The sequence below is a fragment of the Pseudomonas sp. R3-18-08 genome (assembly GCF_003852065.1).
Lineage (GTDB): Bacteria > Pseudomonadota > Gammaproteobacteria > Pseudomonadales > Pseudomonadaceae > Aquipseudomonas.
In genome coordinates, this window is sequence record NZ_CP027729.1 from 4,550,165 (window position 1) to 4,563,307 (window position 13,143).

The 13,143-nt window shown below is 59.8% G+C and carries 14 protein-coding genes; 5 read left to right on the forward strand and 9 right to left on the reverse strand.

Annotated elements, in window-relative coordinates:
* Nucleotides 1-99 precede the first annotated feature (99 nt).
* The 3 genes from C4J92_RS20900 to C4J92_RS20910 all read right to left on the reverse strand — a co-directional run bounded on the left by C4J92_RS20900 (nt 100) and on the right by C4J92_RS20910 (nt 1,481).
* On the reverse strand, nt 100-321 hold the full coding sequence (locus C4J92_RS20900) for an FmdB family zinc ribbon protein (protein ID WP_003193872.1): 222 nt from the start codon (nt 319-321) through the stop codon (nt 100-102).
* A 170-nt stretch (nt 322-491) separates the two neighbouring features.
* Nucleotides 492-824 (reverse strand): ribbon-helix-helix domain-containing protein, encoded by a 333-nt coding sequence (locus tag C4J92_RS20905; RefSeq protein WP_124405140.1) that lies wholly within the window; start codon nt 822-824, stop codon nt 492-494.
* 183 nt (nt 825-1,007) lie between these two features.
* Nucleotides 1,008-1,481 carry a Dps family protein gene (locus C4J92_RS20910; RefSeq protein ID WP_099585507.1) on the reverse strand — a complete coding sequence of 158 codons (474 nt, stop codon included), beginning with the start codon at nt 1,479-1,481 and terminating at the stop codon, nt 1,008-1,010.
* 429 nt (nt 1,482-1,910) lie between these two features.
* On the opposite strand from C4J92_RS20910, the gene C4J92_RS27365 reads away from it, so the two are divergent.
* Nucleotides 1,911-2,513, forward strand: a complete 603-nt coding sequence (locus C4J92_RS27365) for a cold-shock protein (protein ID WP_005790922.1) — start codon at nt 1,911-1,913, stop codon at nt 2,511-2,513.
* 71 nt (nt 2,514-2,584) lie between these two features.
* On the opposite strand, the gene C4J92_RS20920 is transcribed toward C4J92_RS27365, so the two are convergent.
* Nucleotides 2,585-2,791, reverse strand: a complete 207-nt coding sequence (locus C4J92_RS20920; protein ID WP_124364187.1) for a SlyX family protein — start codon at nt 2,789-2,791, stop codon at nt 2,585-2,587.
* Between the two features lie 3 nt (nt 2,792-2,794).
* The gene (locus C4J92_RS20925; RefSeq protein ID WP_124405141.1) at nt 2,795-3,220 is read right to left on the reverse strand and encodes an HIT domain-containing protein; all 426 of its coding nucleotides are present in this window, start codon (nt 3,218-3,220) and stop codon (nt 2,795-2,797) included.
* A 742-nt stretch (nt 3,221-3,962) separates the two neighbouring features.
* On the opposite strand from C4J92_RS20925, the gene C4J92_RS20930 reads away from it, so the two are divergent.
* On the forward strand, nt 3,963-5,261 hold the full coding sequence (locus C4J92_RS20930) for an OprD family porin (RefSeq protein WP_124405142.1): 1,299 nt from the start codon (nt 3,963-3,965) through the stop codon (nt 5,259-5,261).
* 187 nt (nt 5,262-5,448) lie between these two features.
* Here the strand turns inward: C4J92_RS20930 and C4J92_RS20935 are convergent, their stop codons facing one another.
* Entirely contained in the window at nt 5,449-6,294 is an 846-nt protein-coding gene (locus tag C4J92_RS20935; RefSeq protein ID WP_124405143.1) for a mechanosensitive ion channel family protein, read from the reverse strand.
* Nucleotides 6,295-6,430: 136 nt separating this feature from the next.
* The gene (locus C4J92_RS20940) at nt 6,431-6,916 is read right to left on the reverse strand and encodes a YajQ family cyclic di-GMP-binding protein (protein WP_003193880.1); all 486 of its coding nucleotides are present in this window, start codon (nt 6,914-6,916) and stop codon (nt 6,431-6,433) included.
* 123 nt (nt 6,917-7,039) lie between these two features.
* Between C4J92_RS20940 and C4J92_RS20945 the strand changes: the two genes are divergently transcribed.
* Genes C4J92_RS20945 through C4J92_RS20955 form a run of 3 tightly spaced genes read left to right on the forward strand, consistent with a single transcriptional unit; the run spans nt 7,040 to nt 10,620 of the window.
* Nucleotides 7,040-7,957 (forward strand): putative 2-dehydropantoate 2-reductase, encoded by a 918-nt coding sequence (locus C4J92_RS20945; protein ID WP_124405144.1) that lies wholly within the window; start codon nt 7,040-7,042, stop codon nt 7,955-7,957.
* A 45-nt stretch (nt 7,958-8,002) separates the two neighbouring features.
* The gene (locus tag C4J92_RS20950; RefSeq protein WP_124368172.1) at nt 8,003-10,039 is read left to right on the forward strand and encodes an ATP-binding protein; all 2,037 of its coding nucleotides are present in this window, start codon (nt 8,003-8,005) and stop codon (nt 10,037-10,039) included.
* Between the two features lie 2 nt (nt 10,040-10,041).
* The gene (locus C4J92_RS20955; protein WP_124405145.1) at nt 10,042-10,620 is read left to right on the forward strand and encodes a cob(I)yrinic acid a,c-diamide adenosyltransferase; all 579 of its coding nucleotides are present in this window, start codon (nt 10,042-10,044) and stop codon (nt 10,618-10,620) included.
* Between the two features lie 137 nt (nt 10,621-10,757).
* On the opposite strand, the gene C4J92_RS20965 is transcribed toward C4J92_RS20955, so the two are convergent.
* Together C4J92_RS20965 and argJ are read right to left on the reverse strand one after the other, a co-directional pair.
* Nucleotides 10,758-11,702 carry a Nudix family hydrolase gene (locus tag C4J92_RS20965; protein ID WP_124405146.1) on the reverse strand — a complete coding sequence of 315 codons (945 nt, stop codon included), beginning with the start codon at nt 11,700-11,702 and terminating at the stop codon, nt 10,758-10,760.
* A 129-nt stretch (nt 11,703-11,831) separates the two neighbouring features.
* The gene (gene argJ, locus C4J92_RS20970; RefSeq protein ID WP_124405147.1) at nt 11,832-13,049 is read right to left on the reverse strand and encodes a bifunctional glutamate N-acetyltransferase/amino-acid acetyltransferase ArgJ; all 1,218 of its coding nucleotides are present in this window, start codon (nt 13,047-13,049) and stop codon (nt 11,832-11,834) included.
* Nucleotides 13,050-13,143: the final 94 nt, after the last annotated feature.

The window sequence follows — 13,143 nt, forward strand, 5'->3', positions numbered from 1 at the left end:
TTCACTTCTCGTAATTCGAAATTCGGTGGCAGGCGTGCCTCGTCACCGTACATTAAAGCAGGGGACGGATAATGCAGGAGCCTGCGCGTAGAGTTCAACTCAGTCTGCTTTGTCGCCGCCCGCCAGGTTCTTCTTGGCGCCGGTCTTGAAATCGGTCTCGTACCAGCCGCTGCCGCTCAGGCGGAAGCCCGGCATGGACAACATCTTTTTCAACTCAGGTGCCTGGCAGGCTGGGCAATCGACCAGCGGCGCGGCGCTGATCTTCTGAATGGCTTCCAACTGATGACCACAGGAAGCACATTGATAGTCGTACATGGGCATGGAGTTGTCTCGGCGATCAGATCGTTACTGCGCTACGCCCTGCCGATGTGCATAAAGCCCGGCATGCGCAGCAAAGCGCGGGATTATATCTGGTAAATCGAGGCAGCGCAGCCGGCTTTCTGCCGAGGCGCGGCCCGCCGGAAGGAAGGGCCGCGCCCTGCAGCCTCCGATCAAACGGGGCCAGAGGCGCTAAAGCGGTCTTTCAACAGGTGAACGACACACACCACCCGCACCAGCCCGCTGAAGTTCTTCACACCGCCATAGCGCAAATGCACTTCCCGATCGACATAGGACAACAACGCACTGACCGAGCAGGTATTGATCCTGGCCATTTCCGTGAGGATATTCCAGTAGATCTGCTCCAGCCGCAGGCAGGTGGAAAACCCGTTGAGCCGCACCGACCGCGATAATGGCTTGGCGAGCCCCATGTCGAACCCTTTCGCGAAGGGATCGACCTTTATCTTGTGAAAACCACCGGTTTCCACGCCCTTACCACATGACATACACCTGACACTCCCTTGCCAAAACAGCAGTCCATGGGTTTCTCCCATTGGACGGTCAGCCTATAAAACCGCAGGAAGCGACGAGCAGCCAGAAGACGCGGGCGCTGGGCGTCGTAGGACAACGCCAGCAAGCGCAGAGAAACCAGTGAGCGGCGTCCCGAAGACGCCGCGCGGGTTCGACGGTTATTGGTTTTCGAGCAGCGAACGCAGCATCCACGCGGTTTTTTCGTGAACTTGCATCCGTTGGGTCAACAGGTCCGCTGTCGGCTCATCGCTGACCTTGTCGAGCAACGGGAAAATGCCACGCGCGGTACGGGTGACAGCCTCCTGGCCCGCTACCAGTTGCTTGATCATCTCTTCGGCGTTCGGCACACCCTCTTCTTCCTTGATCGAAGACAGGCGGGCGTAGATCGAATAGGCACCCGGTGCCGGGAAGCCGAGGGCACGGATACGCTCGGCGATGGAATCCACCGCCAGCGCCAGCTCGTTGTACTGCTCTTCGAACATCAAGTGCAGCGTACGAAACATGGGGCCCGTGACGTTCCAGTGGAAGTTGTGGGTCTTCAGGTACAGCACATAGGTATCGGACAGCAGCCGTGAAAGTCCGTCGACGATGGATTTACGATCTTCTTCACTGATACCAATATCGATTGCCATGTTTTTCCCCTTCAATTGACGAGCATTCATTGATCAGGTGCAGGATCACTCTAGCAAGAGTGCTGGCCGCGTGCAGCCCGACGCACCCAGGCAATGTGCGGCAAATTGCCCCGCACCGCTTGCGAGGGCAGCGGCCGAAGAGCCGGTCATCCTGTAAGAAAAACGCTCGAAAGGCCGCTCAAATTACCTGCACCTGTCTAGGACAAGCCTTCGACGCAAAAATGCCACCTCGATTGCAACACCCCGAAATGCTTGATTTGAGTAGGCACAGCCTTTGCTGTTAAATAGGCGGCGTGTGGCTGCCGTTCATTTCTGCGGCACGTCACATAGGCTGCTTCCCGCGCACGTGCCCAACGCCTCCCATTGTTCAGAAGCGAACCGTGCCAGTCAGCTCTTCCTTGTGATCCGTCTTAACGTGAGTTAATCAAAATGTTGAAAATCGTCCACCTGCTAACGGGCGTTGCAGCTTTGCTGCTGTCCTTTATCCCGAGCCTGCAGCCTGAAAGCCTGCCCTACCTGCAACAACACGACGCTCTATACCTGGCCTTGTTCGGCCTTCTCAACCTGACCCTGGCACCGGTAATCCCCTACTGGAACAAAGGCACGCGTCATCAACTGCAAAACCTGGTCAGCGCGCTGCTGGTACTGACCGTCGTCGTTCAAACCCTTACCCTGCTGGCACCCATGCCTGAAGTGGGCGGCCACCCGGCCATCCTGCTCAGCCTGGTGATCGCTGTGGTCGCCATCGTTCTTCACCTGGCCATCAGCTTCTACCGTTCGTCCCCAGCGGCCGCGTCGCAAAACTACGACATGACCAACCGGGATACCGGGACCGTCAAGTGGTTCAACACATCCAAAGGCTTCGGCTTTATTTCGCGCGACTCGGGTGACGATATCTTCGTCCACTTCCGAGCTATCCGCGGTGAAGGCCACCGCGTCCTGGTCGAAGGCCAGCGCGTGGAGTTCTCGGTGATGAACCGCGACAAAGGCCTGCAAGCTGAAGATGTCATCGCTGCCCTGCCGCGTCGCTGATTCCAGCCTGCGCTGCAAAAAAAACCGCGATCCGGCGTAGGCTGGATCGCGGTTTTTTATTGCACGCTCATTTAATAGTGCGGCGGCGGGGCTTCTTCTTCCGAGGTTTCGAACTGGCCGCCCATTTCTTCCTGGCGCTTGAGCAAGGCGATCATCTGCAATTGCAGGCGCTCCACCGCTTGCTGCTGGGCGACCAGAATGTCATTGAGGGTTTCGATGGTGTCGTCCTGGAAGGCCAGGCGGCTTTCCAGGTCGGTGACGCGATCTTGCAGGTCCATGGTTCAGTCCTGGGTAAAAATGAAGTCGGCAGGCAGTAGTTCACGCAATCGGCTGCGAATCGCCTTCACCTGCTCTGCGCTGTATGGACGGGCCGGATGCTTGCCCCACACCGGCGCCGGCCATGCCACGTCATCGCGCTTGCGCACGATGACATGCACATGCAGCTGGCTGACCACGTTACCCAGCGCGCCGATGTTCATCTTATCGGCGGCCAGGCCTTCGTTCAGCAACTGTGCGAGTGCAGTCGTTTCCTGCCACAGCGTCTGTTGCTCGGCGACATCCAGTTGAAACACTTCGCTGATACCGTCAATGCGCGGTACCAGGATGAACCAGGGATAATTCGAATCATTGGACAGCAGCAGGCGGCAGAGCGGGAAGTCCCCAATGGCCAATGTGTCTTGTTGCAGGCGTTGATCTAAAGCGAACACGTGGGCACTCCGTTCGGCAGGTCAATTACAGGCGCCCAGCATACCGCCGAATGCGCGAGGCTTCACGGCGAATGCGCGAGCAGCCTGAGGCAAACCCATTCCATGGATGCACCCTTTCGAGGCAGTCGGATGTGTGAACCACGCTAACTCGGGCTTCGAAGGGATGCACCAAAATGACCCACTTGTGCTTCAAAGGGAGTCGGCCGCTACCCACTTTTGAGGGTCAATCGGTAACGTTTTGCTCAGGCGCAGGTTTTGCACGCCACCGCACAACGGTAACACCTGAATGTCGAGCCTGAACCAGACTGCCCGAGAGGCCCGGGTTTATGCGGTTTTTACACTGCCGTAACGTTTTTCACGAAAAAATGACATTCGGTTAGCGCTTTGTGCACGCTTGTTGCATTCACCTCGGTATCGTCGGCAACGACACCTGGGTGGATGCCAGGGTTTCGCGATAAGAAACAATAGCGTTTCAATGTGTGCCAGGGACGATTTCGAACTTTGAAGGTGTTTGAAAAGAACATTGAAGTTGTCAGCCTGGTTACCGTCGGGCTGTGATTTGCGACACGGAGCTAGCAATTTACGACAGCCTCGTAAAGAAGCTGAAAGGATAGTTTGGCAAGTATCGTCAACAGCGCCGGTGTGAGATAACTTTGCGCCGACACACATAAAGAAAGAGCCGCCCAGATAAAAATACAGGTGGGACGGCAGTACTCTTCTAAAACCAAAGGAGCAAATCACGATGCGCGTGATGAAGTGGAGCATGATCGCCCTGGCTGTTTCAGCAGGCACCTCGCAGTTCGCAATGGCGTCCGCCCAAGACGATTCCAAGGGCTTTGTTGAAGACAGCACTTTCAGCATCAACACTCGCGCTTTGTACTTCAGCCGCGATTTCCGCAACGAGCCAGCCAATGGTTACAAAATCATCAACGGCAAGCGTCAAAGCCGTACAGAAGAAACCGGCCTGGGCTTCAACGCCTTGTACGAATCGGGCTTCACCCAAGGCACCATCGGTGTCGGCGTTGACGTGATCGGCTTGATGGGCGTCAAGCTCGACAGCGGCAAGGGCCGTGCCGGCACCGGTCTGTTCCCTACCGGTTCCGACGATCGTTCGCAAGACGAATACTCAAAAGGCGGCGGCGCGGTTAAGTTCCGCATTTCCAATACTGTGCTGAAAGTCGGTGACCAATACACCACAGCGCCTGTATTCGCCTCCGATGACAGCCGTTTGCTCCCAGAACTGCCACAAGGTATCTCGATCACCAGCAACGAGATCAAGGGCCTGAAGCTCGAAGGCGGTCACTTCACTTCCAGCGTCGCGCAGAACCAGACCTACCACGACAGCCTGGGCCTGACGAAGACCGACTTCGTCGGCGGCGTCTATGCCTTCACCCCTGAAGTCACCGGCAGCCTGTACTACGCGAAAACCGAAGACTACTTCCGCAAGTACTACAGCAACCTGAACTGGACCCATGCCCTGAGCGATGACCAGTCCTTCGCGCTGGACTTCAACATCTACGACACCAAGAGCGAAGGCGCCGGCCTGCAGCGCGCAGAGAAAGATGGCGTGACCAAGCTCGACAACCGCGCATTCAGCTTGCAGGGCGCGTACACCGTCGGCGCTCACACCTTCACCCTGGCTGCCCAAAAGGTTACCGGTGACGGCGACTACGGCTACGGCGTAGATGGCGGCGGCACTGTATTCCTGGCCAACTCCATCGCCCGTTCCGACTTCAACGCCGAAGGCGAGAAGTCGTACCAGGCGCGCTACGACATCAACATGGCGACCTTCGGCGTTCCTGGCCTGAGCTTCATGACGCGTTACGTGACCGGTAGCGGCGCCAACACGGGCACCACCAGCAACGGTAAAGAGTGGGAACGCGACATCGAAGCCAAGTACGTGGTTCAGAGCGGCCCGGCTAAAAACCTCAGCCTGCGTCTGCGTCAAGCGACTTATCGTTCCGGTGATGGCGTTTACTACGGTTCGCCTTCGATCGACGAACTGCGTCTGATCGCGAACTACCCGCTGAACATCTTGTAATCACGCGAGTAATTACAACGATGACTTAAGGTTTCGACCTTGAATAAAAAGCCGCTCCCCTGTTTGCAAGGGAGCGGCTTTTTTATTTCAGTTACATTTCAAAAGCAATATAACTAGCAAGCTAAGTAACTATATACAACTGTCGCATTTAACCTGACCTTTCGGCCAACTTGAATGCGACACTGTTTCATGGCTTCGCCGGAGCTTCCTGCATCACGCGAATAACCCGCTGCGGAAACGGAATATCAATCCCCGCCCCTTTCAAACGGTCGCGCGCCAGTTCATTGAGCATGAACACTACATCCCAATAATCCGCGGTATTGGTCCAGCAACGCAGGGACACGGTGATGGAGCTGTCGCCCAACGTCGATACCACTGCGACGGGCGCCGGGTCGGTCAGCACGCGCGGGTCCTTGGCCAGCTCCAGCAACACTTCACGGGCTTTCTGCAGGTCCGCCTCGTAATCCACGCCCACATCAAACACCACCTTGCGGGTCGGCTGGCGGTTGGTATTGGTGATGATGCCATTGGACAGGATGCCGTTCGGTACGATCACCGTCTTGTTGTCGCCGGTACGCAGCACCGTGTGGAAAATCTGGATACTGTCGACGGTACCCGAGGTGCCCTGGGCTTCGATCCAGTCACCGATGCGAAACGGACGGAACAACAGGATCAGCACGCCGCCGGCGAAATTGGCCAGGCTGCCTTGCAAGGCCAGGCCGATCGCCAGGGTAGCGGCACCGATGGCGGCGACGAACGAGGTGGTTGCCACGCCGATCATCGAGGCCACGCTGACGATCAACATGACTTTCAGCGCAATGTTCGCAAGGCTGGTGATGAAGTGCTGCAGCGCCAGGTCGGCGTTACGCACGGCCAGCAAGCGCCCCACTCGGTGGGTAAAGACGTTGATCAGCCACCAACCGATGGCCAGGGTGATAACGGCCAGCAGTACCCGGCTGCCGTATTCCATGATCATCGGGATCCAGGACTGCGAGGTCTTGATCAAGTGATCCACTTCAGCGTTCAAATCCATCTATCTTCTCCTGTTATGCGGATATGCGGCGTCATTGACTGCCTGAAAACGCAAATGAGCCCCGTAGGGCTCAATTGTAGGCATTGTTGCTGCGGCGTGGGACGTCGAAAACGGCCACAGGTTCCGCGAGGTGCCATCAGTCGCGGAAGTTGTTGAACTGCAGCGGCATGTCGAAGGTCTTGGCGCGCAGGGCCGCAATGGCCTCTTGCAGGTCATCACGCTTCTTGCCGGTAACACGCACCTGTTCACCCTGGATAGCCGCCTGGACTTTCAGCTTGGCATCCTTGATGTGCGCGACGATCTTCTTCGCCAGTTCCTTGTCGATGCCTTCCTTGAGCACGGCTTCCTGCTTCATCAGTTTGCCGGAAGCGTAGGCGTCCTTGACTTCAAGGCACTGCACGTCGATCTTGCGCTTGACCAGGGCCAGCTTGAGGATCTCGATCATCGCTTCCAGCTGGAAATCGGCTTCAGCGGTCAGGTTGACGGTCAGTTCCTTTTCCTTGAATTCGAAGCTGCCCTTGCCTTTCAAGTCATAGCGACGGTCCAGTTCCTTGACGGCGTTCTCGACGGCGTTGGTGACTTCGTGTTTGTCCAGTTCGGATACCACGTCGAACGAAGGCATGTCATTTCTCCAATATAAGGGGCGGGCTCAGTAGAGATGGAGCGCGCCCGAGCTAAAATGCCGGGGCATTATAGCGGTTCTTTCGCCGCGTTCACCGCTGGCGACCTTACGGAGCACACACTGATGTCGACCACCTGGCATATTCTCGGCGCCGGTAGCCTGGGCACCCTCTGGGCCACGCGGCTGGCGCGCGCGGGCGTGCCGGTGCGGCTGATCCTGCGCGATCAGGCGCGCCTGGCGAGCTATGCGTCGGGCAACGGCCTGACTCTGGTTGAGCAAGGTATTGCGCACACCTACCCGGTGATAGGCGAAACACCCGACAGCCCGGAGCCGATCCAGCGCCTGTTGGTGGCGTGCAAAGCCTACGATGCCCAAAGTGCTGTCGCACAGTTACAGCATCGCCTGGCGCCGGACGCGGAACTGATCCTGCTGCAAAACGGCCTCGGCAGCCAGGACGCGGTGGCCGCCCAGTTGCCACAGGCGCGTTGCATCTTTGCCTCCAGCACCGAAGGCGCGTTTCTCGAGGGCGAATGGCGTGTGGTGTTTGCCGGCCATGGCTACACCTGGCTGGGGGATGCGGCTCACCCTACCGCGCCGCTGTGGCTGGATGACTTGCAGTCCGCCGCCATCCCCCATGAATGGAGCACCGATATCCTCACGCGCCTTTGGCGCAAGCTGGCGCTCAATTGCGCGATCAACCCGTTGACCGTGCTCTACCAGTGCCGCAACGGCGGCCTGCAGGCCCATCAATGTGAAGTCGCCACCCTGTGCGCAGAATTGAGCGAATTACTGGAATGCTGCGGCCAGCCTGCTGCCGCGCAAGATTTGCACAGTGAAGTGCAACGGGTGATCCAGGCCACTGCGGCCAACTATTCCTCCATGTACCAGGACGTGGCCAACGCACGGCGTACCGAAATCAGCTACCTGCTGGGCTACGCCTGCCAGGCGGCCGCCCGCCATCAACGGGTACTGCCGCATCTGCAGCAGCTGCAAACGCGCTTGGTCGAGCACTTGGTTGCACGCGGATTGCCCAGCGACTGAGGCACGCGCTACCCTGCCGTATGTCTATTGCCTGCGAAAAACCTGATGCCACTGCGCCAGCGTCTTGAAAACCTACCGGTGGGGCAGAAACTGCTGGCCGCCCTGCTGGTACTGCTGACCACCGTGTTGCTGGTGGCCAACCTGACCTTTATCAGCGCCGCCTACTGGATCTCCCAGGAAAGCATGGCGCCCCAGGCCTTGCAGGCCATCGGTCGGCTGGTGTCCAACCCGGCACTCGCGGCCGAAGCCCTGCAATCCCCGGCCAAGGCCAACGCACTGCTCAATGAGCTGACCAGCTATTCACCGCTGCGCGCCGCCGCCCTGTACGACGGCGAAGGCAATCGCCTGGCGCAGATGCAACACGGCGACCGCCTGCACCTGCCCGACAACTACCGGCATATCGAGGCCTGGCGCCTCACCGAGTTTCGCAGCAACCAGGTCATCACCCTGCCCCGCACCGACCAGCCTTCGGGGCATTTGCTGCTGGTGGCCAGCAGCGAGCTGCCGGTGGCGTTCTATACCGGAACCCTCACCGCAAGCCTGGGTATCCTGATTTTCAGTGTGTTGCTGTGGCTGGTCATCGCCCGGCAGATCAAACGCCTGATCACCCGGCCGATCCATGAACTCGAGGAACTGTCGCGCCAGGTGACTCGCGAAGAGAACTACGCCCTGCGCGCAGGCCCCGGCAACCACGATGAAATCGGCAGCCTGGCGGAAGCGTTCAACACCATGCTGTCGCGCATCGAGGCCCGCGAGCAGCAGCTCAAACGCGCGCGGGATGATTCCCAGGCGGCCTACGATCAGGCCCAGGGCCTGGCTGAAGAAACCCGCCACACTAACCGCAAGCTGGAACTGGAAGTGCAGGTGCGCAGCAAGATCGAGAAAAAGCTCACCGGCTTTCAGAACTACCTCAACAGCATTATCGACTCGATGCCTTCGGCGCTGATCGCCCTGGATGAACAGCTCTACGTCACCCAGTGGAACCAGGAAGCCACCGCGCTTTCCGGCACGCGCCTGGATGAAGCCCTCAACCAGCCGATCTTCCTCGCGTTCCAACCGCTCAAGCCGTACCTGCCGCAAATCAAGGCCACCGTGGAACAGCACACGGTGGAGCGGATCGAGCGGGTCACCTGGGTCAAGGACGACGAGCCAAAGCATTATGCCCTGACGTTCTACCCGTTGATGGGCGGTGCCGGGCGCGGCGTGGTGATCCGTATCGATGACATCACCCAGCGCCTGTCCCTGGAAGAAATGATGGTGCAATCGGAAAAAATGCTCTCGGTCGGCGGCCTGGCTGCAGGCATGGCCCACGAAATCAACAACCCGCTGGGGGCGATCCTGCACAACGTGCAGAACATCCGGCGCCGCCTGTCACCCGAGCTGCCCAAGAACCTGGAACACGCCGAGCAGGCGGGCATCGAGCTGGCGCTGGTCAATCAATACCTGCAAGCGCGCGAAGTCCCGCAGTTGCTGGATGGGATTCAACAGGCCGGCGCGCGTGCGGCGAAAATCGTCACGCATATGCTCAGCTTCAGCCGGCGCAGCAACCGGCAAATGGCCCCCTGCGATTTGCCAGCCCTGATCGATCAGGCCGTGGAGATCGCCGGTAACGATTTCGACCTGGCCATCGGTTTCGATTTCAAGGGCCAGGCGATCATCCGCCAGTTCGACCCGCAACTGGGGCCCGTGCCCGGCACGGCCAACGAACTGGAGCAGGTGCTGCTCAACCTGCTGAAAAACGCCGCCCAGGCGATTCACCTGCGTGAAGACGGCAGCGAACCGGGGCGCATCATCCTGCGCACCCGCCTCAACCCGCCCTGGGCCGAGATCCAGGTGGAAGACAATGGCATCGGCATGAGCGAAAACGTGCGCAAACGCACCTTCGAGCCGTTCTTCACCACCAAGGAAATAGGCCAGGGCACCGGGCTTGGGCTGTCGGTGTCGTATTTCATCATCACCAATAACCACAAGGGCCAGATGGAAGTGCATTCCACCCTGGGCCAAGGCACCTGTTTCACTTTGCGCCTGCCCCTGGCCGGCAGCCAATTGTCCCCCGCAGAACTCACCCAACTGGAGCAATGACTATGGGCTTTCGCCTGTCGAAGATCTACACCCGCACCGGTGACCAGGGCGAAACCGGCCTCGGCGACGGTCGCCGCGTGCCCAAGGATCACCCACGGGTGGAGGCCATTGGCGAGGTGGATACGCTGAACAGCCAGTTGGGGTTGTTATTGGCCAACCTGGAGGAGCAGAGCGGCAAGCACCCCGAACTGAACGATGTGGTGGAGGTGCTCACGCCCTGCCAGCATCGCTTGTTCGATCTGGGCGGCGAGCTGGCCATGCCGGTGTACAAGGCGTTGAATGCAGCGGAAGTGGATCGGCTGGAAGCGGCGATCGATCGTTGGAATGAAGAGGTGGGGCCACTGGAAAATTTCATCCTGCCCGGCGGATCAGCGCTGATCGCCCAGGCCCATGTGTGCCGCAGCCTGGCGCGCAGTGCCGAACGTCGCTGTCAGCAGCTGAATGCGCTGGAGCCGTTGGAAGGGGTTGGGTTGGCGTATATCAATCGACTGTCGGATCTGCTGTTTGTAGCGGCCAGGGTGATTGCCAGGCGCCAGGGGGTTGCCGAGGTGTTGTGGCAGGCGGCGGCGAAGCCCCATTGATCGTTTTCAGGTGCCTGTTGATCGTTCCCACGCTCTGCGTGGGAATGCCGCCCGGGACGCTCCGCGTCCGCCTTTAAAGTCATGACGCAGAGCGTCACAGCATGCGTTACCACGCGGAGCGTGGGAACGATCATGCTTCAGGATTGCGGCCAAAATGCCCGAATCCCCGCAACACCTTGCGCTCCAGCCGCCCAAGCCTGCTCCCGCTGCGCAGGCCCAACCCCGCCCAACAGAAACACCGGCTTGCTGAACCCACGGATCAGCTCGGCTGCCTGTTCCCAACCCAACGGCTGAGCCTCGGGATGAGTCTCGGTCGGCCGAACCGGCGACAGCGTGACGAAGTCAACATCCATCAATTGCGCCAGCGCCAGTTCTTCAGCGTTGTGACACGAGGCCGCCAACCAGCGGTCCTTCGGCAGCGGTCGACCTTTGCTCGCGTATTTACGCAATTGCGCCGAGGTCATGTGCCAGCCGGCCGCCGGGAAATCCCCCAGCCATTCGAACGGCCCCTTGAGCATCAACTGCGCCTTGCCCGCACACAACCCCACGGCGTCCACGGCGAGGTCGCGGTATTTAGGGTCGTAACCGTTGGGCGCGCGCAGTTGAACCAGCTTGATGCCGCCGGCGATGGCGGTTTGAAGGCCACGCAACAAGGGCCCGGTTTCCAGCTCACCGGGCGTGATCAGGTAGTCGGCAGGCAGACGCGCTGCCGCGACAATGGGCGCGTTAGCCGCTGGAAACTCATAGTTGATCAGGTCCCGCGGGGCCACCCACTCCAGGGGCTGCCCTTCGACCCCGTGGGGCTCGCCGGTAAAGGCCGAGACTTCCCAGACATCCAGCAACACCTGCTTGTCCGGGTAGTCATGCTGCACCTGGATCAACGGCCGCGCCGTGGTGACCTGGATGCCCAGTTCTTCCTGCAACTCGCGGGACAAGGCCGTGGCGACTGACTCGTCAGCCTCCACCTTGCCGCCGGGAAACTCCCAGAGGCCGCCTTGATGCTGGGTATCGGCGCGGCGTGCCAGCAGGATCCTGCCATCGACACCGCGAATCACCGCTGCTGCTACATGCACTCGTTTCACCGCCACTGTTTCCTCTCGTTATAGCCCTTGTAGGAGCGAGCTTGCTCGCGAAGAACGTCAACGATAACGCGTACATCCTGGATAAACGCGGTGGCATTGAGTTTTTCGCGAGCAAGCTCGCTCCTACCCTCAGGTGCGATATTCCGCGTTGATCTTCACGTATTCGTGGGACAGGTCCGTGGTCCAGATGGTTTCGCTGCAGTCGCCGCGCCCCAACTCGATGCGGATGGTGATTTCTTCCTGCTGCATCACCGCCGAACCCTGGGCTTCGGTGTAGGTGTCGGCGCGGGCGCCACGGCTGGCAATGCACACGTCGCCGAGAAAGACGTCGATCTTGCTCACATCCAGCTCAGGCACGCCGGCACGACCAACGGCTGCGAGGATACGGCCCCAGTTCGGGTCGGAAGCGAACAAGGCGGTCTTGATCAGCGGCGAGTGCGCCACGGTATAACCCACGTCCAGGCACTCCTGGTGGTTGCCGCCGCCGTTGACTTCAACGGTGACAAACTTGGTAGCGCCCTCGCCGTCACGCACGATGGCCTGGGCCACATCCATGCACACTTCGAATACCGCCTGCTTCAATGCGGCGAACAGCGGGCCTTCGGTGGAGGTGATCTCCGGCAGGTTGGCCTGGCCGGTGGCGATCAGCATGCAGCAGTCGTTGGTGGACGTGTCACCGTCGATGGTGATGCGGTTGAACGACTTGTTGGCGCCGTCCAGCATCAGGCGTTGCAATACATCGCGAGAGACTTTGGCGTCGGTGGCGATATAGCCGAGCATGGTGGCCATGTTCGGACGGATCATGCCGGCGCCCTTGCTGATACCGGTCACGGTGACGGTCACGCCATCGTGCACGAACTGCCGGCTTGCGCCTTTGGGCAAGGTGTCGGTGGTCATGATGCCGGTGGCCGCAGCCGCCCAGTTATCCACAGACAGGTCATCCAGCGCGGCTTGCAGGGCGCCTTCGATTTTCTCCACCGGCAGCGGCTCACCGATCACGCCTGTGGAATACGGCAGCACCTGGCTCGCGTCCACGCCGGTCAGTTGGGCCAGCTTGGCGCACGTGCGCGCAGCAGCCACCAGGCCAGGCTCGCCGGTACCGGCGTTGGCGTTGCCGGTGTTGGTCAGCAGGTAACGAATCGGCCCGGCCACACGTTGCTTGGCCAGGATCACCGGCGCGGCGCAAAAAGCGTTGAGGGTGAACACACCGGCGACTGTCGAGCCTTCGGCACAGCGCATCACCACCACATCCTTGCGCCCCGCACGCTTGATGCCGGCCGAAGCGATACCGAGTTCAAAACCGGCGACCGGGTGCAATGTGGGCAAAGGACCAAGACCAACAGCCATGTATGCGCTCCTTGAAGAGATGATGTGTGTGCCGTCGCTGTCGACGGGGGAATTAATGGCAAAACGCCGCGACGGCTGATGCCGGTCGCGGCGT